17 protein-coding genes are annotated in these 21,449 nt (G+C 72.0%); 11 read left to right on the top strand and 6 right to left on the bottom strand.

The genetic code is table 11. From position 1 onward, the window contains the following. Positions 1 to 200 precede the first annotated feature (200 nt). The 5 genes from DAETH_RS20300 to DAETH_RS20280 all read left to right on the top strand — a co-directional run bounded on the left by DAETH_RS20300 (position 201) and on the right by DAETH_RS20280 (position 8,804). Complete coding sequence (locus DAETH_RS20300; protein WP_264778437.1) at positions 201 to 2,627, top strand: hypothetical protein; 2,427 nt, start codon at positions 201 to 203, stop codon at positions 2,625 to 2,627. Between the two features lie 58 nt (positions 2,628 to 2,685). Next, positions 2,686 to 5,673, top strand: coding sequence for an ATP-binding protein (locus DAETH_RS20295; RefSeq protein WP_264778436.1), 2,988 nt, complete (start codon positions 2,686 to 2,688; stop codon positions 5,671 to 5,673). 230 nt (positions 5,674 to 5,903) lie between these two features. Beyond that, positions 5,904 to 6,170 (top strand): AbrB/MazE/SpoVT family DNA-binding domain-containing protein, encoded by a 267-nt coding sequence (locus DAETH_RS20290; protein WP_264778435.1) that lies wholly within the window; start codon positions 5,904 to 5,906, stop codon positions 6,168 to 6,170. Then, positions 6,167 to 6,547: a type II toxin-antitoxin system VapC family toxin gene (locus DAETH_RS20285; protein WP_264778434.1), complete on the top strand. Its 381-nt coding sequence runs from the start codon at positions 6,167 to 6,169 to the stop codon at positions 6,545 to 6,547. The genes DAETH_RS20290 and DAETH_RS20285 overlap by 4 nt, the downstream gene beginning before the upstream one ends. A 238-nt stretch (positions 6,548 to 6,785) precedes the next feature. Then, complete coding sequence (locus DAETH_RS20280) at positions 6,786 to 8,804, top strand: HD domain-containing phosphohydrolase (RefSeq protein WP_264778433.1); 2,019 nt, start codon at positions 6,786 to 6,788, stop codon at positions 8,802 to 8,804. A gap of 4 nt (positions 8,805 to 8,808) precedes the next feature. Here DAETH_RS20280 and DAETH_RS20275 read toward each other — a convergent pair whose 3' ends face one another. From DAETH_RS20275 to DAETH_RS20265, 3 genes are all read right to left on the bottom strand, one after another. Then, positions 8,809 to 9,333 carry a hypothetical protein gene (locus DAETH_RS20275; RefSeq protein ID WP_264778432.1) on the bottom strand — a complete coding sequence of 175 codons (525 nt, stop codon included), beginning with the start codon at positions 9,331 to 9,333 and terminating at the stop codon, positions 8,809 to 8,811. Between the two features lie 94 nt (positions 9,334 to 9,427). Beyond that, positions 9,428 to 10,165, bottom strand: coding sequence for a bacteriorhodopsin (locus tag DAETH_RS20270; protein WP_264778431.1), 738 nt, complete (start codon positions 10,163 to 10,165; stop codon positions 9,428 to 9,430). A 313-nt stretch (positions 10,166 to 10,478) separates the two neighbouring features. Continuing rightward, entirely contained in the window at positions 10,479 to 11,927 is a 1,449-nt protein-coding gene (locus DAETH_RS20265) for an NAD-dependent succinate-semialdehyde dehydrogenase (protein WP_264778430.1), read from the bottom strand. Between the two features lie 291 nt (positions 11,928 to 12,218). Here DAETH_RS20265 and DAETH_RS20260 point away from each other — a divergent pair, with 291 nt between their 5' ends. Together DAETH_RS20260 and DAETH_RS20255 are read left to right on the top strand one after the other, a co-directional pair. Then, the gene (locus DAETH_RS20260) at positions 12,219 to 13,583 is read left to right on the top strand and encodes a cytochrome P450 (RefSeq protein ID WP_264778429.1); all 1,365 of its coding nucleotides are present in this window, start codon (positions 12,219 to 12,221) and stop codon (positions 13,581 to 13,583) included. Between the two features lie 78 nt (positions 13,584 to 13,661). After that, on the top strand, positions 13,662 to 13,889 hold the full coding sequence (locus tag DAETH_RS20255; protein ID WP_264778428.1) for a hypothetical protein: 228 nt from the start codon (positions 13,662 to 13,664) through the stop codon (positions 13,887 to 13,889). 33 nt (positions 13,890 to 13,922) lie between these two features. On the opposite strand, the gene DAETH_RS20250 is transcribed toward DAETH_RS20255, so the two are convergent. Continuing rightward, the gene (locus DAETH_RS20250; RefSeq protein ID WP_264778427.1) at positions 13,923 to 14,879 is read right to left on the bottom strand and encodes a tyrosine-type recombinase/integrase; all 957 of its coding nucleotides are present in this window, start codon (positions 14,877 to 14,879) and stop codon (positions 13,923 to 13,925) included. Positions 14,880 to 14,935: 56 nt separating this feature from the next. Further along, positions 14,936 to 15,145, bottom strand: a complete 210-nt coding sequence (locus DAETH_RS20245) for a hypothetical protein (protein WP_264778426.1) — start codon at positions 15,143 to 15,145, stop codon at positions 14,936 to 14,938. 240 nt (positions 15,146 to 15,385) lie between these two features. Here DAETH_RS20245 and DAETH_RS20240 point away from each other — a divergent pair, with 240 nt between their 5' ends. Genes DAETH_RS20240 through DAETH_RS20225 form a run of 4 tightly spaced genes read left to right on the top strand, consistent with a single transcriptional unit; the run spans position 15,386 to position 20,168 of the window. Next, the gene (locus DAETH_RS20240; RefSeq protein ID WP_264778425.1) at positions 15,386 to 16,300 is read left to right on the top strand and encodes an acetamidase/formamidase family protein; all 915 of its coding nucleotides are present in this window, start codon (positions 15,386 to 15,388) and stop codon (positions 16,298 to 16,300) included. Positions 16,301 to 16,344: 44 nt separating this feature from the next. Further along, positions 16,345 to 17,685, top strand: coding sequence for an APC family permease (locus tag DAETH_RS20235; RefSeq protein WP_264778579.1), 1,341 nt, complete (start codon positions 16,345 to 16,347; stop codon positions 17,683 to 17,685). After that, positions 17,686 to 19,029 carry a glutamine synthetase family protein gene (locus tag DAETH_RS20230; RefSeq protein WP_264778424.1) on the top strand — a complete coding sequence of 448 codons (1,344 nt, stop codon included), beginning with the start codon at positions 17,686 to 17,688 and terminating at the stop codon, positions 19,027 to 19,029. Next, positions 19,029 to 20,168: an amidohydrolase family protein gene (locus DAETH_RS20225; RefSeq protein ID WP_264778423.1), complete on the top strand. Its 1,140-nt coding sequence runs from the start codon at positions 19,029 to 19,031 to the stop codon at positions 20,166 to 20,168. Before DAETH_RS20230 ends, DAETH_RS20225 begins: the two co-directional genes overlap by 1 nt. Here the strand turns inward: DAETH_RS20225 and DAETH_RS20220 are convergent, their stop codons facing one another. Then, on the bottom strand, positions 20,169 to 21,302 hold the full coding sequence (locus DAETH_RS20220; protein WP_264778422.1) for a cytochrome P450: 1,134 nt from the start codon (positions 21,300 to 21,302) through the stop codon (positions 20,169 to 20,171). Between the last annotated feature and the right edge of the window lie 147 nt (positions 21,303 to 21,449).

Here is a 21,449-nt window from a genome sequence, read left to right as displayed (position 1 = left end):
ACGAGGGTTGAGAGGCCTGTTGCGGGATACGGCGCTCGGCGAAAAGCGTGCTCGGAGCGGTGGCGTCGGAAGCCCGACTTGCCCCAGACGGGTCACCTCCACGTCACCGTAATTTGTTATACTTTCTCACACTTCGCAGGACCCAAGAAAAGCGTGGCGATCACCCGTGTGCTGGAGATGACCAGAGGAGAGTCCAAACCGTGGAGTCCTCGTCGTACGGGCAACGTGAACATCGGGCGGCGTTTACCGTCAAAAACATCGTCTCGGAATTGGGAACACCGGGTGACGCGGAGTGGTGGCTGAGCTGGCCGCCGGACGTCTTCGCGCTGACCTCGATGGTTCTCGGCACGACCGGGTACTACCGGTACGGCGTGCAGTACGTCGGCCCGCCTCAGGCCAGCGACGCCAAATCCGGGGGCGCGCTGGTCCCGTACTACGGGGACCCCAAGAAGCTGCGGCAGCTCTGGAAGGAAGCGCACGAATGGGGAGACTGGCTGTGTCTCAGGGCGTCACCCGTAGACGGCGGTTCGCCCCACTCGTCAGGTGGCGACACCGTGTCGCTGATCAGGGGGCTGCTGCTCGAACTGCTCCAGAGCGACGTCCTGCTTGAGAACCCGCGCCATGAACGCGACAGGCTTCATCCCCAGGCGGCGGAACTGGAGCATCTGGTCGGGTCCACCCTGCGGCTGCACGCCCTCGCCGACGAGGCGAGCCGGATTTTCGGAACGCTCAGGGCCGGGTACGGCCGAAAAAGTGCCCTGAACCTCGCGGCCAACCTGCTGTTCGAGACGACGGGCAACCTGTCGCGCCTTCCCCGGCGCTTCGGCATCGTGCTGCCCAAGAACCGCACGCCCCAGCGGGGGCTCACCCTGCGGTCGTTTTCCCACCACCTGACCTTCCACCGCACGGAGGTGGACGTGCGGTGGCGGTCGTTCCCGTGGGTGAGCCGGGACCGCCACACCGTCAACGTGCTGGTGGTGCCCTGGCCCTACGAGGTCGAGCCCTGCGACTTCAGGGCGCACGACCGCACCGTCAGCGCGAGGCACCTGCACCCCAAGTTCGGCCACTTCGGGTACGAGCCCGGCACGCCCTTCAATCCCACGCTCCTGATCTCGTTGGTGGAGAAGGCGCTGGCGGAAGTCCGGCGGGTCCATCTGGTGGTGTTTCCGGAGCTGGCGCTGACCCTGGGGGAGTTGCTCACCCTCCAGGAGGAGCTGGCGACCCATTTCGCCGACGCCTACGTGCCGACGGTCATCGCCGGGGTGCGCGGGGAGCACAGGAACGAAGTGCATGTGGCGGGCTACTTCTTCGGGCGCTGGTACCGGCAGGTCCAGTCGAAACATCACCGCTGGCTCCTGGACGCCCGCCAGATCAAGCAGTACAACCTCGCCTCCGTCCTCGACGGCTCCACGCTCTGGTGGGAGGACATCCACCTCCCCGGGCGCCACCTGACCCTGTTCACCCCGAACAGTTGGCTGACCCTCTGCCCGCTCATCTGCGAGGACTTGGCGCAGATTGAGCCTGTTTCCGACGTCATTCGCGGGGTGGGACCCACCCTGATGGTGGCGCTGCTGATGGACGGGCCGCAACTGGCCGAGCGCTGGTCGGCGCGGTACGTGAGCGTCTTCGCCGACGATCCGGGCACCTCCGTCCTGACGGTCACCTCCCTCGGCATGGCCGAGCGGTCCCGGGCCCCGGGGTTCCCGCCGAACCGCACGGTGGCCCTCTGGAGGGACGCCCACGGCGGGACGGAGGCGATCACGCTGGGCCAGGGCGAGGCGGCGGCGCTGCTCACCCTGCGGGTGGAGTACCGCGAGGAGGTGACGGCGGACGGGCGGTCGGACGGCGAGAGCGGGGCCGTCCTCACGCTGCAAGGGCTGAAGCTCCTGGGAGGCCCGAAGGGTCTGCAGGCTCCGTCACCCCCTCCCCCGGTTCGGCGCGCCGAGAGCCTGCGGTCACACAACCGCCGCTTCAAGATCGACGTTCCCCTCGACGCCGCCCAGGTGGACTCCTTCGACCTGACGGTGCTGGCGTACTTCGTCAATGCCACCCTGGAGATGCCCCTCGACCTGATCGAGCGGTCCATCGCCCTGATCTGCGAGAAGAAGGCCGACCTGGACGGGGACATTCGCGGCGGCGTGGCGGGAATCCTCGCCGACCGGCTCTGCGGGATGAGGACCGCGAAGAAGGAGCCCTGGCCGCCCGAGCGCTTCAGGACGGCCCTGCTGAGCTACCACGACTTCATCCGGGAGTACCGCACCCAGGTTGGCGTGAAGACGCAGGAGTCCGCCACGCGCGGCTCGGCGTACCCCGGGCGGGTCAAGGACTGGCTGGCGCTGGTGGACAACGTCAGGAGGAAACTGGGGCAGCTCATGCCCCACGAGGAGGAGCACGCCGAGTCCTGGCGGGAGTACCGGCCCAGGGCGCTTCCCTTCGTCCTGCTGCTGTGGTCGCTGCACAACCGGATCATGTACCTTCTGGAACGCCGCCCCCAACGCGTCGCCTCCGAGCCCCGGGTCTCCCTGTTGGGGGCCCTCCAGGACATCGAGCGTTGCCTGGATGAAAACGACATCGGGTCCTCGCTGCTTCCCTCCGAGCGGGACCTGTCGGGGGAGCGTCCCGCATGAGCCGTCCGAGCCGGATCGGAAGCGGTCGGGCGCGGGCCGTTCCCCGGAAGGCGGGGCCATGAGCGAGCCTCCGTTCGTGGGGCGGGAACGCGAGGTGGGGCGTCTGGAGAGCTTCCTGGCCCGCGCCCTGACGGGGCAGGGGCAGGTGTGTTTCGTCACGGGCGAGGCGGGCAGCGGCAAGACCATGCTGGTGCAGGAGTTCGCCCGCCGGGCGCAGGCCCGGGACGAGCGCCTCGTGCTGGCCTTCGGCAACTGCAACGCCCAGAGCGGGGCGGGCGACCCCTACCTGCCCTTCCGCGAGATTCTGGCCGCGCTCATCGGGGTCGCCGGGCGCGCGGCGGACGAGGAGCGCGGGGACGGGGGACGCCTGCGTCACTGGCTGGTCCGCTCCACCCAGGTGCTGATCGAGGTCGGGCCCGACCTGGTGGGGACCATCATCCCGGGCGGCGTGCTCGTCGCCAAGGCGGGCAAGGCGCTGGCGCAGAAGGCGGGGTGGCTCGACGAGCTGGAGAAGCTGGCGAAGCGCAAGCTCGCCGTCCAAGCCCCGGTCCAGCCCGACCACCTCCTCGAACAGTACGCCAACGTCCTGCGGGCGCTGGCGGCCGGGCGGCCCCTCCTGGTGGTGGTGGACGACCTGCACTGGGCGGACGCCGCCTCCGTGAACCTCCTCTTTCACCTCTCGCGCCGTCTGGAGACGAGTTCGGTGATGCTGGTCGGGACGTACCGGCAGGGTGAACTGTACCGGCGCGGGACCGAGCGCCACCCGCTGGAGCCGGTGCTGTCCGAGGTCAAGCGTTACGCCGGGGACGTGTGGGTGCGGCTCCCGGCGGGCGAGGCCGAGGGGCGCGACTTCGTGAACCGCCTGCTGGACACCGAGCCCAACCGCCTCGGCGCCAGCTTCCGCGAGGCTCTGCTGCGGCACACCGAGGGGCATCCCCTCTTCACCGTCGAGTTGCTGCGCAGCCTGCAGGAGCGGGGCGACCTGATCCGGGACCCGGCGGGGGGCTGGGTGGCCGGCCCCCGCCTGGATTTCGGCACCCTGCCCTCCCGGGTGGAGGGGGTCATCGAGCAGCGCCTGGGGCACCTGGAGGCGTCCCAGCAGGAGCTGCTGCGGGTGGCGAGCGTGGAGGGCGAGGCCTTTACCGCCGAGGTCGTGGCCCGGGTGCAGCGGCAGCAGCCCCGTCAGCTCCTGCGCGACCTCTCGCAGGACCTCGAACAGCGCCACGGGCTGGTGCAGGAGCGGGGTGACCTCCGGGCAGGTCGGCGGGTGCTGGCGGGCTACCGCTTCGCCCACGCCCTGTTCCAGCATTACCTCTACGGCGGCCTGGGCAGGGGCGAGCGCCGGATGCTGCACGGGGAGGTGGCCCAGGCCATCGAGGAGCTTTACGCCGAGCACCCCGACCCGGTGCTGCTCGCCTGGCACTACGACCGGGCGGGGGAGGACGAGAGGGCCGCCGAGTTCTACCGGCAGGCCGGGGAGCAGGCGATTCGCCAGGGAGCGCCGCACGAGGCCGAGCGCCTGCTGACCCGGGCGCTGGAATTGACCCCCGAGGCCGACGCGGCGCGGCGATTCGATCTGCTGCTCGCTCGGGAGCAGACCCTCGACCTCCAGGGCCTGCGTGAGGCCCAGCTCCGGGACGTGGAGGCGTTTGAGGAGCTGGCCGCAGGGCTGGACGACGACAGGCGCGGTGAGGCGGCCCTGCGCAGGGCGGGCTACGCGGATATGACGGGCGACTTCCCCGCCGCCGTCGCGGCGGCCGAACGGGCCGTGGCCCTGGCCGGGGCGGCGGGCCTGACGAGGCGGGTGGCGGGGGCGCATCTGGCCTGGGGCCGCGCCCTGTACCGCTCGGGCTCACGTCAGGAGGCCAGAGCCCACCACGAGCTGGCCCTGCGACTCGCCCAGTCGGGGGGGGACCGCCAGACCCAGGCCGACGCCCTGCGGCACCTGGGTCAGGTCTCGCTGGGCGCGGACAAGCGGCAGGCGCAGGACTACTACCGGCAGGCCCTGGACCTGTACCGGCAGATCGGCGACCTGCGCGGGGAGAATATCGCCGTCCGCTACCTGGGGGTGTGCGCCATCAACCTGCAGGAGGATGACCGGGCGGCCGCGTTGCTGGAAGAGGGCCTGGCGGGCGCGCGGCGTCTGGGGGACCGCTGGGGTGAGGCCCACGCCAACTACGCCCTGGGGGCGCTGGCGCAAAATCAGGGTCGTCCTGCCGCCGCCGAGGCGCCGCTTCAGGCCGCCCTGGAAGCCTACCGGCAGATCGGGGAGCGCGTTCAGGAGGCGGCGACCCTGCTGATTCTGGGATCGATCCGCCTGGAGCAGGCGGAATTCGCCCAGGCCCGCGAGCTTTTCGGGCAGGCGCTCGACATCTCCCGGGCGCTCGGCGGCGCCCTCAACACCAGCTCGGTGCTCAAGAACCTGGGTGAGCTGGAGCGGATGCTGGGCAACCACCCCCGGGCCCGCGCCTACCTGGAAGAGGCGGCGGAAGTCGCCCGCAGCGCCCAGAACACGGTCTATGAGCACCACGCGTTCGCCCAGTTGGCCCTGGTCGAACTCTACGAGGGGAATCCGGCGGCGGCCCTGGAACTGGCGCGGCGGGGAGGCGAGCCCGGCCGCTTCGCCGAAGCCTCGGCGCTGCTGGCCCTGGGCCGTCTGGAGGAGGCCGAGGCGGCGCTCCACGGGCTCCTCCGGGACGGGCGGGAGAGCCGGGAGTGGCAGCGGCTGACCGTGAACATCGGACTCGCAGAGGTCGCGCTCGCCGGGGACAACCGGGGCCGGGCGCTGGCCCTGGTCGAGGGCATCCTGCCCCTGCTGGGCGGCTCGAATATCCTCGACGACATGTCTCCCGCCTACCTGATCTGTTATGAGGTCTTGCGGGCCTGTGGTGACGCCCGCGCGGCGGGGGTGCTTGAGCAGGGCGGGCAGTGGCTCGAACGTCAGGCGAGCACGTTGGACGGGCCCGCCCGCGAGCGGTTCGTGACCAACATCCCGAGCCGCCGCCGTCTGGCCGCCGCTTGGCATGTGGCCCGAACTCGGGGCTGAGCCCGCCGGGACGGGTGGCGCATGGGCGTCCAGGACCGGGCCATGCGAGGAGAGCCGCCCCGCGAACCGGGCAACCGGGGTGGGGTGAGGACGGACGCCTCCCGAAGGGAGAAGGGCAGCGTGCGCGTTGGAATTCGACCGGGAGCAGGGGAGACTGCCTGCCCACCTCTCCTTTGTCGTTCATTCCTCGTTTGGCGAGGGCGTGTCACGATCCTTGTTAGAGTGGCAGCATGAGCGCCACTCGTGCCTACACCATCAGGATGAATGCCCAGGGACGTGTCGTTGTGCCCGCGCCGATCCGGGAGAGGCTGAACAGCGCGGAGGGCGGGGAGTTCATCGTGTACCTGGACGGTGAACGCATCGTCATGGAGCGCAAGGGGGAAGCGCGGTCACGCCTCCTGGCCCTGGGTGCCCGGCTGGCGCCCGGGGACGTGAGCCTCACGGACGAGCTGTTGCAGGAGAGGCGCGAGGCGGCTCGGCGTGAGGCGGAGGAGTGATCGTCCTCGACGCCAGCGCCGTCATCGCGTGGCTGAGGCAGGAGCCGGGCGCGGCCCAGGTGGACGCCGCCTTGCGGGGAGAGGCCTGGATCAGCGCCGTGAACTTCGCCGAGGTGCTGAGCAAGGTGGGCGAGCGTGGGGGAGACGTGCGGGCCGCCGCGAGAGACCTGCGGATCGAGGGCCTGCTCGTCGAGCCCCACGGGGAGGAGGACGCGCTCATCACTGCCGAACTGCGCGTCAGCACACGCCCCCAGGGGCTCAGCCTGGGGGACCGGGCCTGTCTCGCGCTTGCCCGGCGTCTCGGCGCCCCCGTCCTCACCGCCGACCGTGCCTGGACCGCCCTGAACGTCGGCGTGGAGGTGCAGAGCATCCGCTGAAGGGGCGGCACCGACCTGACCCTCGCCGTCAGGCGGGCGCAGCTTCCCCCTCCTCCACACCCGCGCCCCGCAACAGCTTCTCCGCCGCCCGGAAGATGGGCCCGTCGAGTTGGGATGACACGGGAGATAGTCTTCTCTCACGTCTCGTCTCAAGTCAGGGGCCGTCTTCATCGCGGGGCGGTCAGTCTTGTGTGAGAGGGACGCCCTTACGCTGTCGGGAGCAACACGCCCGCCCACCATGACCCACTCCGCCCCTGCCCCCGCCATCATCGACCCCTCCGACCCCGTGCTGCGAACCGGCCCCGCCGGGCCGGGCGGGGGACTCAATGTTCGCCTGGGGGCGCGGGTCGCGGGCGGGCTGCTCGCGCTGCTGCTGCTCTCGGGCGGGCTCACCCTCGCGCTGCGGCCCGCCGGGGAGGCGCCGGACCACCTCGGCGCGGCGTTGCGGGTGCTGCTCGCGCTGCCGCTCGTCGCGCTCGTGGGCGGGCTGGCGGCCGTCAGCGCGTACATGCCGCGCTGGGTGGGGGCCGCGCAGGTCACGACCGTGGGGGCCTTCGCCCTGCTGACCGTCGTGCAGGCGGCCGGGCTGTGGCGCGGGTGGGCGCCCGCGCAGGCGTGGGTGGAGTTCGCGTGCGTGTTCCTCAACGTCGCCCTGATCCTGGGCTGGAACGCGGCGGCGCGGCGGGGGGCCGAGCGGCTAACCGGCGCGCTCACCCAGGCCGCCGAGCGCGACACCCTGACCGGGCTGCTCAACCGCTTCGGGTTGCTGCGCTGGCGGGAGGGGGTGGGGCCGCAGGAGGCCACCCTGCTCCTGTTCGACGTGAACGGCCTCAAGGCTACCAACGACCGGGGCGGCCACTCGGCGGGGGACGCCCTCCTCCAGGAGATCGCCCAGACCCTGACGCGCGGCCTGCCGCCCGGCGCCGCGCTGTCCCGCTGGGGCGGCGACGAGTTCGTGGCGATCCTGCCCGGGCTGAATGGGGCCGCCGGGCACGAGGTGGCCGAGCGCGTGGCGGCCTCGTGCGCCCACCTCCACCCGCACGGCACCCCCTTCGCGGTGGGGCTCGCCCCCCTGGCCTCTGGCGACGGGCTGGAGCGTGCCCTCGCCGTCGCCGACGAGCGCATGTACGACCAGAAGCGCGCCCAGCAGGACGCGGCGGCGGCCCGGGCGTCGGGCGCGGCGCAGGGCAGCTTCGAGGACCTCTTCCGGGTGCTGCGAAGATTCACCACCCCCGAGGCCGTGCTGGAGGGGGGCCTTATCCTCGCGCTCGACTGGCTGGGCTTCGACGCGGCGGTGTACCTCGTGCGCGGGGCGGGGGGTTTGCAGGTGCAGGCCGTGAACGCCCGACCCGGCGAGTGGAGTTGGCCCCCCGGCTGGCCCGACCTCACCGTGCCGTACGGGGCGGGGCTGGCGGGGGTGGCTCTCGCTCAGGGCGCGACCGTGTGGACCGCCGACTACCCGGGAGACGCCCGCGCGCTGCCCGCCCTCGTCGCGTCGGGCCTGAGGAGCGCCGTCGTGACGCCCGTGGGAGACGGCGGCCAGCCTGTCGGGGTGCTCGCGCTGCTCCACTTCTCCGCGTGGCGGGCGATCACCCCGGACGTGCGGCGCGGGGTGGAGGGCGTGGCGCTGCACCTGGGCTTCCTGCTGCTGCGGCAGCGGAGCGACGAGGAGGTCCGCCGCACCTTCGAGGGGGGCCTGCTGAACTTCGGCGTCGTGCTGGAGGCGCGCGACGCGGAGACGGCGGGCCACACCGAGCGGGTCGTCTCCCTCGCCACCGAACTCGGCCGCGCCCTCGACCTCCCGCCGCGCCAGCTCGCCGAGCTGCGCCAGGGCGCCTACCTCCACGACATCGGCAAGCTCGCGGTGCCCGACGCGGTCTTGCAAAAGCCCGGCCGCCTCACCCCCGAGGAGTGGGCCGTCATGCGGGCCCACCCCCGGCGCGGCTTCGAGATCGCCACCCGCCTCGGCACCCTCCCCCAGGCCGCCCTGGAGGTCATCCGCGCCCACCACGAGCGCTGGGACGGCGGCGGCTACCCAGACGGCCTGGCGGGCGAGGCGATTCCCTTCCTCGCGCGGGTCTTCACGGTGGTCGACGTGTACGACGCCCTGACGAGCGAGCGGCCCTACAAGTCCCCCTGGACCCCGCAGGAGGCCCTCGCCGAGTTGCGCGCCCAGGCCGGGCGCCAGTTCGACCCGCGCGTGGTCGCCGTCTTCGAGCGCGTGCTGGCCGCCGGGGAGGGGGCGGAGGCGGGCTGAGCCCTCACCCTTCCCCCGCCTGCCCGGCCTCGTGGCGCCGGGCGGCGGCGCGGGTCAGCGCCCACCCGCCCAGGACCGGGAGGGGCGCGGCCGAGCAGCTCGACAGTTCCCGCAGGGTGAGCCCCACCTCCGCCGCCTCGGCCTGGGCGGCCCGCAGCACCTCCCCCAGCCGGTCGCGCTCGTGGTCGGGCAGGGGAGTGCGGCCCACGCGAGACCGCAGCAGGGGCACCTCCTCCCCGGGAGCCAGGCGGTCCAGCCACGCGCCGCGCTCCGGCAGGCCCAGCCGCGCCCACCACAGGGCGGCCTCCGGGGGAGCGGGCACCTCCGCGAAGGCCGCCGGGATCACCGTCTCCTCGGCGGGGCACTCCGGGCAGACCCTCAGCCGGGGGAAGGCGGGCCACCCCCGCTCCGTCAGGCGGGCGAACCCCTCGCTCCCCTCGTACCTGGGGACCCGGTGTCCGCAGGCGAGCACCTCCACGTCGCCGCTCACGCCCAGCACCCGGCGATGGGCCCGCCACGTCGTCGTCACGCCGACATCCTAGAGACTTCCCGGCGGGGCAGCGCGTCTCGGGGAGGGTTGGAGGAACCTCCGGGTCGAGGGCCTCCCCCGGGCGGCGACCCTTCTACGCGCTGCCGCCCCCCGACGAGGCGAGGCGGCCCGACTCCATGTTCTGCGTGGCGACCGTTCCGACACGCTCCAGGAGGTCGCGGCCGGACAGCACCAGCAGACCGAAGCCGACCTTCGCGGCGAGGTCGAGCAGCGTGTACAGCGCCGCCTGAAGGCCCGAGTCGAGCACGCGCACGCCGGACGTGCCCAGAATCCACACGACCGGGTAACCAAGCCACAGGATGAAGTTCACGTCCCGCAGGCGCCGGAAGGTCCGCTCGACCTCGCCGCCGTGCTGCCCGGCCCGGCGCGTGAAGTCGGAGTACAGCAGAAAGAACACGGCGACGAAGGCCGCGCAGCTCACGCCGTACCACACGTACCGCTGGGGAGTGGGGGACAGGTCGGCCAGCGCCCCCGTGCCGATCATCAGGGTGTTGGACACGAGCAGCGCCGCGACGAAACTGCCCGGCGCCCGCACGAGGCGCGCGAGCTGGTTGAGGAGCAGCGGCGTCGTGAGGATCCACGTGACGTACCGAATCCACGACACGGTGCGCCCCTCGACCTCCGTGCGCCCCTGCCCCAGCGCGAGCATCAGGTACAGCAGCATCGCGATCAGGGGCACGAGGAACAGGCCGAGGTACGACTGCCGCGCGTACTCGCTCACGGGGCGGCGCGTGTGCGGAAAGAACAGGAGCGCACCGATCAGCATTCCCCCAAACCCGATCCAGTTCCACAGCGCGACGGTCTCGTTCATGGCCCGACGGTACCGGAGGCGCCAACCCGGGAAGGCGGGCGTGAATTGCGGGTTCCTTGAACCTGTAGCTCAGCACACTCCGTGAAGGGAACGGCGGTGTTCGGGCGGTCGACGAAAGGAGATCGAAAGGAGATCGAAAGGAGATATGGTCACCCTCAGTGCGGCGAAGGGTGTCATGCACCGGGTAGGAACGCCTCGCCGCACCCGGCAGAACAGCGTTGGTTGAGCCGCGCCCCTTCCCTGTCGCGGGCTGAGCCCGGGCATCCGCAGGAAGGCCCCGCGCCCACCTCACGCAGGGCCTGCGGGGACGCTCTCAAATCCCCATGCTGATGAACTTCGTCTCCAGGTACTCCTCCAGCCCCCAGTGCCCGCCCTCGCGGCCCACGCCGCTGTTTTTCATCCCGCCGAAGGGGACGTGCGGGCTCGCCGCACTCGGCACCCCGTCGTTGATGCCGACGATGCCGTATTCCAGCGCCTCGGCCACCCGCCAGGCGCGGGAGAGGTCGCGGGTGTAGGCGTAGGCGGCCAGCCCGTACTCCGAGTCGTTCGCCAGCCGCAGCCCCTCCTCCTCCGTGTCGAAGACCACGACCGGCGCGACCGGGCCGAACGTCTCCTCCCGCAGGATCAGGCTGCCCGGCGCCACGTCGGCGAGCACGGTGGGCTGGAAGTACAGGCCCTCCTTCACGCTGCCGCCCACCGTCGCCCGCGCTCCCCGGCTCAGGGCGTCCTCGACGTGCGCCCGCACCTTGTCCAGCCCCGCCTGCTCGACGACCGGCCCCACGCCCGTGTCGTCCTGCAAGGGATCGCCGAGCCTGAGGGCCGCCGTCTTCTCGGTCAGGATGCGGGTGAACTCCCCGGCGACCTCGCGCTGGACGTACACCCGGTTGGTGCTGATGCAGGTCTGCCCGGCGTTGCGGAACTTGGAGCCGACCACCTCGCGGGCGGCCCTCTCCAGGTCCGCGTCCGCGAAGATCAGGAAGGGCGCGTGCCCGCCGAGTTCGAGGGAGACGCGCTTGAGGGTCCGCGCCGCCTGCCCGTACAGCAGCCGCCCGACCGCTGTGGAGCCCGTGAAGGTCAGCTTGCGGACCCGTTCGTCCTCCATGAAGGGGGCGGTGAGGGCCGGGGCGTCGCTCGTGGGGAGGACCTGGAAGGTATTCGCCGGGCCGCCCGCCTCCAGCCACAGTTCGGCGAGGTACAGGGCCGTCATCGGGCTCTGCTCGGCGGGCTTGAGGATCATCACGCACCCGGCGGCGAGGGCGGGCGCGGCCTTGCGGGTGATCATGCCCGCCGGGAAGTTCCAGGGGGTCACGGCGTAGACGATGCCCACCGGCTCGGCGTTCGAGAAGCCGCGCTTGTGGTCGAAGCGCATACTGATCCGCTCGCCGCTGACGCGCCCGGCCTCCTCCGCACACCACTCCACGAAGCTCGCCGCGTAACCGACCTCGCCGCGCGTCTCGGTGATGGGTTTGCCCATCTCCAGGGTCATCAGGCGGGCGAGTTCTTCCTTGTGCTCGAACATCAGGTCGTGCCAGCGGCGCAGGATCTTGCCGCGCTGGTACGGGTTGACCCGGCGCCACTCCCTCAGCGCGACCTCGGCGGCGTCGATGGCGCGGCGGGCATCCTCGGGGGTGCAGTCGGCGACCGCGCCGATGCTCTCCAGGGTGCCGGGGTGGATCACTGAAAAGGTCCTGGGGGTGGAGCGCCACTCGCTGTCGAAGTACGCGCGGCTGCGGGTCACCGGATCATTGAGCAGTGTGGTCATCCTCACTCGCTTTCTGCGGACGCCCGGCCGGGCCAGCAGGGCGCCACGCACCGGAATTTCCGGCAGGTCTTGAGGCTCAGTGTGGAGCGGGTCGTCCCTCCGAATGGTGAGGTCGGCGCAGAAGCCGGAACCGGGAGTACCCCGCTCGTGCCCGTCGCCGTACGTGACCGGCGTGCACCGGGAGCGTCCCCCACGACCCGAGCCCTCCCGCCCCGCTTGCAAACGCGAGCAAAGGCTCGGATACTGGGCCCTGTCAGGCGGCGTGCGGTCCCGGCCGCCCGGAGGTGCCCCATGACCCAGCCCCACCCCGCCCCGCACACCCTGCCGCTCCCGCCCCGGCCCGAGGCCCGACCCGGGGACGAGGGGGCCGCGAGTCCGCTCGACACCCTCCCCGTGCTCGCCCGGGCGTACGGCGACATGGTGCTGATCGGCAGGACCGAGCAGGGCGCCCCGATGTGCCTGGTGAGCGACCCCAAACTTATCGAGTTCATCCACGTCCAGACCGGGCGGCTCTTCGACAAGGGCTACCAGAACGTCCCCATCAACACGCTGCTCTTCGGCAACGGCCTGGTGACCAGCGAGGGCGACTTCTGGCTGCGGCAGCGCCGGATGGTGCAGCCCGCCTTCCACCGCGAGCGCATCCAGGCGTACGGGGCCGTGATGGTGGACGCGGCGCGGAGGTACGTGGAGGGCGTGCGGCCCGGTGAGACGCGCGACGTGCACTCGGACATGATGCACCTCACCCTCGACATCATCACGAAGACGCTCTTCGACCTGGAGATGGGCGAGCGCGCCGAGCCCTTCGAGCGGGCGATGAACGACATGTTCGAGGCGGACGTGGTGCTCAGAACCGCGCTGCGGGGGGGCGAGGAGAACCCCGGGGCCTTCGCCGCCTTCCAGGACGCCACCTCGCGCATCGACCGCTTCGTCGCCGACATCATCCGCGAGCGCCGGGCCCAGGGCGGGGAGGACCGGGGCGACCTCCTCTCGACCCTGCTCGCCGCCCAGGACGACGAGCGGCGCGGGATGACGGATCAGCAACTCCTCGACGAGGCCAAGAACCTGATCATGGCCGGGCACGAGACGACCGCCAACACCCTGACCTGGGCGTGGTGGCTGCTCTCCCGCCACCCCGAGGCCGAGAAGAGACTGCACGAGGAACTGGGCCGCGAACTCGGCGGGAGGGTGCCCACCCTGGCCGACCTGCCCCGCCTGACGTACACGAACCGGGTCATCCAGGAGGCGATGCGGGTGATTCCTCCCGTCTGGACGGTGGGCCGCCGTGCGAAGACCGACATGGAACTCGGCGGCTTCTTCATCCCGGCGGGCACCGCCCTGATCATGAGCCAGTGGGTCGTCCACCATGACCCCCGGTGGTACGACGTGCCGGAGGAGTTCCAGCCCGAGCGCTGGGCGGGCGACCTGGAGAAGCACAATCCCCGTTACGCCTTTTTCCCCTTCGGCGGCGGCCCGCGCGTGTGTATCGGCGAGAACTTCGCCCGGATGGAGGCGCCGCTGCTCCTGGCGACGATTGCCAGCCGCCACGCGGTGCGCGTCCTGCCCGAGCCGCCGGTCGAGATCGAGGCGGCGATCACCCTGCGCCCCCGGCACGGGCTGCGGGCGACTTTCGAGCCGCGCGGGCCAGGGACGGCCTGACCGGCGGGCGGGGCGCGGGCCTGGGAGCCCCCGCATGTGACACGGCGGTGACAGGCCCGGGCCTAGGCTGACCCCACCATGCCGGGAATCGCTCCGCCCCCACAGGCCGCCCACCGCAAGCTCCACGACGACCCCCACTTCGCCACGATCACCGTCGGGGCCGGGTGGCAGGTGCGGGTCGGCGACCGGGTTCTCTGGCGCTGGCAGGACCCCGCCGAGGAGGTCTGGGAGGTTACCGAGCTGCTGCGCGAGGCCCAGCCCGGCAGCGTCGTCGGCCTCAAGGTCGTCGCGCGGCGGGCGGGGTAATGGGGGAGACGCCCCGGTTCTCCCACCCGCCCCTCACTCCCTCCTGAGTGACAGCCCCAGCACGTCCCCCGGCGCCTCGCCGAGATCCTGCTCGACCCCCAGGTAGACCTCGGTGGTCTGGACGCTCGCGTGCCCCAGCGAGAGCTGAATCTGGTCGATGGGGGCGCCCCCCCGGTGCGCGAGCTTGGCGAAGGTCCGCCGCAGGTCGTGGGGCGCGAGCCTGATCCCCTCCAGGTCCTCGGGCGTGAGGTCCGCGTGCCCGAGGAGGCGGCCGTACTTGCGCACGATCAGCGCCACGGCCTCGTGCGAGAGCCGCTGGCGGGCGAGCACCTTCTCCCCGCGCGGCGCGGTCGGCCGGAAGACGTGCCCGGTCGAGAGCCCGGCCGCCCGCGTCCAGGCGTCCACGGCGGCCTTGCACCAGCCCGGCATCGGCACCGTGCGGGTGCGCTCGTGCTTGCCCGTCAGGTCGAGCACCACCCAGCGCCCCTCGCGCCGCGCGAGGTGGGCGAAGGTCAACCCCACGAGTTCCGAGCGCCGCAGCCCGCACCCCAGCAGCACGGCGAGCAGCGCCCGGTCGCGCAGCCCGCGCAGGGTCGTCACGTCGGGGGCGAGCAGCAGTTCCTGTGCCTGGCTCTTACTGAGCCACGTCCCCGAGCGACGGCCCTGGCGTTTGATCCCCTTCACCCGCGCGATGGCCTCCGCCTCGAAGGCGCCCAGCAGCCCGTTGTCCGCCGCCTCGCGCACGAGCTTGCGGATGGCCGCGAGCCGCACGTTCACGCTCGACGGCGAGAGCCCCCGCTCCACCAGCAGCGCGACGTACCGCTGAACCACCGCCTTCGAGAGCGGCGGGCGCCCCTGCGCCTCCCACCACGCGAGGAAGTCGGTGAGCGCCTTGCCGTAGGCCTTCTTCGTGAGCGGCGAGGTGACCGAGTCGAGGACGAGCCCGATGGGATCGGGGGCGGTGGCGTCGGTCCGGGGAACGAGCGACACCTCCGGCTCCAGTTCCTCACGGGCGGGTCCGGGACCCGCCGCCGCGCGCCGCCGACTCAGAATGCCTCACGCTCCTGCCCCTCGCCCTGCTGCCGTCCCTCGGGGAGAAAGTCGGCATCGACCGTGGCGAGGGCGTCGAAGGCCCCCACCAGACTCTCGCTCGGCGCGGGTGAACGGCTGGGCTCGTCCGGCCGCTGGCCCTTTCTCCCGGGCACGCCCACGCCCCGCCCTCGACCCCCGCGCTTGCCCCCTCGCCTCGTCGCCATCCTCGCCTCCGTCGCCAGGATACCCGAAGCTCCCGCCCGCTCTCCCCCGTTTGTTCTTGGTTTAAGAGGTATTATCGGTAGTTCAAAAATGAACGGGGAAGAGGTCGGGCCAGGGGTCCCGGGAGGCGGCCTCCATCGCGGCAGACGTGCTATAAGGGCGCATCGAAATTCGGAGCGCGGATATTGCGGCGCAGACCCCGGCGGCCCACCCCTTTCCCTCTACACAGACAGGAGAGACGGATGACGACGTATACCGTGCCACGCGACCACCTCGTCTACGCGATGGACCCCGCCAACCCGCCCGCCCTGCGCGTGCCGGGCGGCAGTCTGCTGGTCTTCCAGACGCGCGACTGCTTCGAGGACCAGATTCAGGACGCCGGGGCCGAGTTCACCGCGCTCGACTGGAACCGCATCAACCCCGCGACCGGCCCGGTCTACGTGGAGGGCGCGCGGCCCGGCGACGCCCTCGCCATCGAAATCCTCGACATCCGGGTCGGTCCCCAGGCGGTGATGGTGACGGGCCCGGGGCTCGGCGTGGAGGGCGACGCGCTCGACCGCCCCACCGTCCGCGTCTTCCCGGTCGAGGACGGGCAGGTGACCGTGAGCGGGGTGAGGCTGCCCCTACGCCCGATGATCGGCGTGATCGGAACCGCTCCGGCAGACACGCCCGTCCCCAACGGCACCCCCGGCCCCCACGGCGGCAACATGGACACCACCGTCATCCGGGCGGGGAGCACCCTCTTCCTGCCGGTGAACGTGGAGGGCGCCCTGCTGGCCCTCGGCGACCTGCACGCGGGGATGGGTGACGGCGAGGTCAGCGTCTGCGGGCTGGAGGTGCCCGGCGAGGTGACCCTGCGGGTAAGCGTCGTCCCCGCCTGCCCCTGGCCCCTGCCGATGGTGCAGACGGCCACCCACCTCTACACGGTCGCCAGCGCCCTGACGCTCGACGAGGCCGCCACCCTGGCGACGAAGCATATGAGCGCGTTCCTCCAGGCCGAGGCGGGCCTCTCCCGGGCGGACGCCATCGGCCTGCTGAGCGCCGCCGGGAACCTCCAGATCAGCCAGGTCGTGGACCCCCTCAAGACCTGCCGCTTCGAGCTGGGGCTGGACCTTCTGGCGCAGCTCGGGGTGGAGCCGATCTGGGGGACGCCGTGAGCACCGAGGGCGTGGGCGGGGCGCCCCTCCCGGCCGACGAGCGGGTGGGCGTCGAGGAGTTCGGGTACCGGCAGGAACTCCGGCGGGCGCTGTCCTTCTGGGACCTGCTCGTCTACGGGATGATCTTCATGGTGCCGATTGCCCCCTTCGGCATCTTCGGGTACGTGTTCGGCGCGAGCAAGGGGATGGTGGCGCTCGCCTACCTGATCGGCATGGTCGCCATGTTCTTCACGGCGATGAGCTACCGGGCGATGTCGCGCGACTTCCCGGTGAGCGGCTCGGTGTACGCCTACGCCCAGCGCGGAATCGGGCAGGCGGCGGGCTTCTTCGCGGGGTGGCTAATCCTGCTCGACTACATCCTGATTCCCGCCCTGCTGTACGTCGTGAGCGCGGCGGCCCTCTCGCCCCTCTTTCCCGGCGTGCCCCGGGCGGCGTGGGTGGTCGGCTTCCTCCTGATCGGGGCCGCCATCAACCTGCGCGGGGTGGAGCTGACGGCCCGCACCAACCGGGTCTTTCTGGTGCTGGAGCTGACGGTGCTGTTCGCCTTCCTGCTGGTCGGGCTGATCGCCCTGTACAGCGGGGCGGGGGCCGGGCGCCTCACGCTCGCGCCGCTGTACCAGCCGGGGGTGGTCACGCCCGCGCTCGTCGGGGCCGCCGTCTCGGTCGCCGCGCTGAGCTTTCTGGGCTTCGACGCGATCAGCACCCTCAGCGAGGAGGTGAAAGACCGCCGCCGGAACACGGTGGGCCGCGCCACGCTCGCCGCGCTCTTCCTGATGGGCGGCCTCTTCATCCTGCAAACCTGGGTGGCCGCCGACCTGAGCCGGGGGCTGACCTTCAAGTCGCCCGACACGGCCTTTTACGAGGCGGCGGCGGTGGCGGGCGGGGGCTGGCTGTCCCTGCTCACGGCCGGGGCGACCGCGCTCGCGTGGGGAGTCGCGAACTCGCTCGTCTCGCAGGCCGCGATCAGCCGCATCCTGTACGCGATGGCGCGCGACCGCCAGCTTCCCGCGCCGCTCGCGCGGGTCCACCCGACCTTCAAGACGCCGTACGTCAGCATCCTCATCGTGGTGCTCGTCTCGCTCGTCGTCGCGCTGGCCTTTATCGACGACGTGGCCCGGCTGACGAACCTCGTGAACTTCGGGGCGCTGACGGGCTTCCTGTTCCTGCACGCCTCGGTCATCTACCACTTCCTCGTGCGGCGGGGCTCGCGGAATTACTTCAGCCACCTGCTGCTGCCCGGTATCGGGTTCGTCATCATCGCCTACGTGCTGTACACCATGAACACGGAGACCAAGCTGCTCGGCCTGGGCTGGCTGGCGGTCGGGATCGTCTACTACCTCGTCCTGACCCGGGTGCTGCGGCGGGGCGCGGCGCTGGAGGTGTGAGTGCGCGACCTCGACTGGCCCGACCTCGCCCCCGGGGGCGTCCAGTGGGTGCGGGTCCACTGGTGCGACAACGCGAACGTGATCCGCGCCAAGGCCGCACACGTCGGGTTGATGGACCCCGACGCGGGGCTGCCCGGCGGGATCGGCCTCGCCGCCGCGCAGATGGCCCTGCCCGTGATGTTCGACGCGCTCGCGCCGGGCAGCGGCCTGAGTCCGGTCGGCGAGGTGCGCCTCGTGCCCGACGGGACCACCCTGCGGACGACCGCCCTGCTGCCGGGGCACGCCCTCGTGCTGGGCGACCTGCGCGGCGAGGACGGCCGGGCCTGGGAACACTGCCCCCGCGACTTCCTGCGAGGGCAACTCGGCCGCCTGGAGGCCTACGGCCTGACCCTCACCGCCGCCTTCGAGAACGAGTTCTTTCTGCTGCGCCGGGACCCGGAGGGGCGCCTCGTTCCCGCCGACCGCACCGTGTACGCGCAGACCGGGGCCTTCAACGCGCACCTCCCGTTCCTGCACGACCTCACCGCCGCCCTGACGGAGCTGGGCCTGACCCCGGAGCACCTCTACCCGGAGAGCGCCCCCGGCCAGATCGAACTCACCGTGCGCTACCGGGTCGGGGTGGACGCCGCCGACGGGCAGATTCTCTTCCGGGAGGCGGCCCGCGCGGCGGCGCACAGGCACGGCCTCGTCGCCTGTTTCCTCGCCAAGGTCACCGAGGGGGCGGCGGGAAGCGGGTGTCACATCAACCTGGGGCTGCGGGACGCCGAGGGCGGGGACGCGCTGGGGGACCCGGACGACCCGGACGGCCTGAGCCCCGAGGGCCGCGCCTTCCTGGCGGGCGTCCTCGTGCACCTTCCGGCCCTGACCGCCGTGACCGTGCCGCTGCCGGGCGGCTACCGCCGCTTGAAGCCCCACTTCTGGGCGGGCGCGTACTGCGCCTGGGGGGTGGGCAACCGGGAGGCCGCCCTGCGGGTGACCCGCCAGGGAGGACAGGTCACCCGTTTCGAGGTGAAGGCGGCGGACGGCACGGCGAACCCCTACCTCGCGCTCGGCGCCGTGGTGGCGGCGGGGCTCGACGGCCTGGAGCGCGGCCTGTCCCTGCCCCCCGAGGCGACGGTGGACCCCGCCCTCCTGAGCGAGGCCGAGCGCGCGGCGGCCCGGATGTTTCCTCTGCCCGCGTCGTTGAGTGAGAGCCTGGACGCGCTGGAGGCGGACGGGGCAGTGCGGGCCGCCTTCGGGGAAGCGCGGCTGCGGGCCTACGTGGCGGTCAAGCGGCTGGAGCACGAGGCGCTGAGCCCCCTCTCCCCCGGGGAGGAACTCGAACTCCTCGCGGAGCGGTATTGATGCCCTCCGACTCGCTGGGCGAGCACGTCGCCAGCCTCCCTATCCTCGATCACCACGCGCACGGCCTGTTTCCCGAGGCGCCGTGGCGCGCGGAGCCCATCGAGCCTTACTTCACCGAGTCCGCCGACCCGGACATCCTCGCCCGGCACGTCCCGCACAACCTGTACTTCCGCCGGTCCATCCGGCAACTCGCCGAGTTGTACGGCTGCGACCCCACCCCGGACGCCGTGCGTGAGGCGCGGCAGGCGCAGGACTACCCGGCCCTCTGCGCCCGGCTCATGCGGGAAACTGGGATCACCCTCCTGCTGATGGACGACGGCATCTGGCCGGATCGGCTGCTGACGGTGGGGCAGATGAACACCCTGCTTCCCACCCGCCGGGTCGCCCGCATCGAGACCGAGGCCGCCGGGCTGCTGCGGGAGGTGCCGGACGCGAGGGCTTACCTGAAGCGCGTGGAGGCCCACTTCGACGCCCTGGCCCCGGGGCTCGTCGCCCTCAAGAGCATCGCCGCCTACCGCACGGGGCTCGATGTTAAACGCCCGGAATGGCCCGACGTGCAGCGCGATCTCGACGCCCTGCTGCGCGAGACGCCGCCGGACAGGACGCCCCGCCTCAACCGCAAGGCCCTCCTCGACGCCACGCTGCACGCGGCCCTGCGCGCCGGGCTGCGGCACGGCCTGCCCGTCCAGTTCCACACCGGCTACGGCGACCCCGACCTCGACCTGCGCCTCGCCAACCCGCTGCACCTGCGCGCCCTGCTCGAAGACCCGGAGTTGCGCGGCCTGAACGTCGTCATGCTGCACTGCTATCCATTCGTCCGCGAGGCGGGCTACCTCGCCAGCGTGTACCCGGGGGCGTGGCTGGACGTGGGGCTCACCATCCCCTACACGAGCACGCACGGGATGGTGACCGCCTGGCACGAGAGCCTGCACCTCACGCCTGTGACCAAGGTGCTGTTCAGCACCGACGCCCAGCGAACGCCCGAGATGTACTGGCTCGCCGCCCGCGCGGGGCGAACCACCCTGACCCGCGCCCTCGGGGAGACGGTGGAGGCGGGCGACCTCTCCCCGGGGGAGGCGCGCTGGGCCGCCCGCCGTCTCCTCCACGACAACGCGGCGGAACTCTACCGGACGGGCTGACTACCCGAAGGTCACCGGCAGCCTTTTGACCCCCGAGACGATCTGGCTGGGGATGGGGTCGAGCACGGTGCCGGGCGCCACCCGCAGGTTCGGCAGGCGGTCCAGCACGGCGGAGAGCGCGACGCTCGCCTCCAGCCGGGCGAGCGGGGCGCCCAGGCAGAAGTGGACCCCGTGCCCGAAGGCGAGGTGACGGCCCTGGGTGCGGGCAGGGTCGAAGGTGGCCGCGTCCCCGAACTGCCCCTCGTCGCGGTTGGCCGAACCGATCCAGGCGAGGACCGGGCTGCCCCCGGGGATCGTCTGGCCGCCGAGGTCCACCTCCTGCGCCGTCACGCGGAACATGGACTGCACCGGCGAGCGGAAACGCAGGGACTCCTCGATGGTGGTCGAAAGGAGACTTTGGTCCTCCACGACGCGCCCGTACGCCTCCGGCGCGTCCTCCCAGCACAGCACGGTGTTGGCGAGGAGGTTGGTGGTCGTCTCGTTCCCCGCCACGAGGAGCAGGATGCAGAAGCCCAGCAACTCCTGGGTGCTGAGATGCTCGCCCTCGACCTGCGCGGCGATCAGTCCGCTGATCAGGTCCTCGCCGGGGTCGGCGCGCCGCCGCTCGATCAGCCGCCCGAAATAGGCCGCCATCTCGCGGCTGCCGCTCATGTCGCCCGTGACCACTGCGTCCGACCAGCGTTTGAAGGCGTCCCGGTCGGAGGCGGGGATGCCCAGAATCTCCGCGATCACGATGACGGGAAGCGGATAGGCGAGGTCGAGGACGAAATCCATCCGGCCCGTCCGCTCGACCTTGCCCAGGAGTTCGTCCACCAGCTCCGCGATGCGGGGCTCCAGCGCCCGCACCTGTCTCGGGGTGAAGGCCTGCTCCACCAGGGCCCGCAGGGCGCGGTGCCTCGGCGGGTCGGTGGAGATGATGCTCGACGAGAGCGCGCTCTCGGGATTCCCGCCGCGCGGGCGGCCCCGCTCGGAGGAGAAGTTCTTCCAGTCGGACAGGACGCGCTGCACGTCCGCGTAGCGGAAGACCAGCCACATGCCGCTCTGGGGGTCGCGCACGACGGGCGAACGCTCGCGCATCGCCGCGTACCAGGGGAAGGGGTCGAGGAGGGAGTAACGCGGTTCGCTCACGGTCATGGGGCCTTGCTCCGTTCGGGGGGAGGGGTCGGGGCGGTACGTGGGAGGCCCATCCTCCCGGCCCCCTGGGATACCCCTCCGGGCCGCCGCCGTTCGTGGCCCGGCTGACCGTGCCGCCGCGCTGGCCCCCGTTCCCCATCCGGGGGC

The organism is Deinococcus aetherius (genome assembly GCF_025997855.1).
Classification (GTDB): Bacteria; Deinococcota; Deinococci; order Deinococcales; family Deinococcaceae; genus Deinococcus; species Deinococcus aetherius.
Note: the sequence above shows the minus strand (reverse complement) of the source record. Positions and strands in the feature narration are given on the sequence as shown.

Bases quoted from the DNA above. Each gene is read 5' to 3' on its own strand.
- DAETH_RS20295 (WP_264778436.1), top strand. From the start codon at position 2,686: ATGAGCGAGCCTCCGTTCGTGGGGCGGGAACGCGAGGTGGGGCGTCTG.
- DAETH_RS20265 (WP_264778430.1), bottom strand. From the start codon at position 11,927: ATGACCACACTGCTCAATGATCCGGTGACCCGCAGCCGCGCGTACTTC.
- DAETH_RS20290 (WP_264778435.1), top strand. From the start codon at position 5,904: ATGAGCGCCACTCGTGCCTACACCATCAGGATGAATGCCCAGGGACGT.
- DAETH_RS20225 (WP_264778423.1), top strand. From the start codon at position 19,029: ATGCCCTCCGACTCGCTGGGCGAGCACGTCGCCAGCCTCCCTATCCTC.
- DAETH_RS20220 (WP_264778422.1), bottom strand. From the start codon at position 21,302: ATGACCGTGAGCGAACCGCGTTACTCCCTCCTCGACCCCTTCCCCTGG.
- DAETH_RS20240 (WP_264778425.1), top strand. From the start codon at position 15,386: ATGACGACGTATACCGTGCCACGCGACCACCTCGTCTACGCGATGGAC.
- DAETH_RS20280 (WP_264778433.1), top strand. From the start codon at position 6,786: ATGACCCACTCCGCCCCTGCCCCCGCCATCATCGACCCCTCCGACCCC.
- DAETH_RS20245 (WP_264778426.1), bottom strand. From the start codon at position 15,145: ATGGCGACGAGGCGAGGGGGCAAGCGCGGGGGTCGAGGGCGGGGCGTG.
- DAETH_RS20260 (WP_264778429.1), top strand. From the start codon at position 12,219: ATGACCCAGCCCCACCCCGCCCCGCACACCCTGCCGCTCCCGCCCCGG.
- DAETH_RS20270 (WP_264778431.1), bottom strand. From the start codon at position 10,165: ATGAACGAGACCGTCGCGCTGTGGAACTGGATCGGGTTTGGGGGAATG.
- DAETH_RS20255 (WP_264778428.1), top strand. From the start codon at position 13,662: ATGCCGGGAATCGCTCCGCCCCCACAGGCCGCCCACCGCAAGCTCCAC.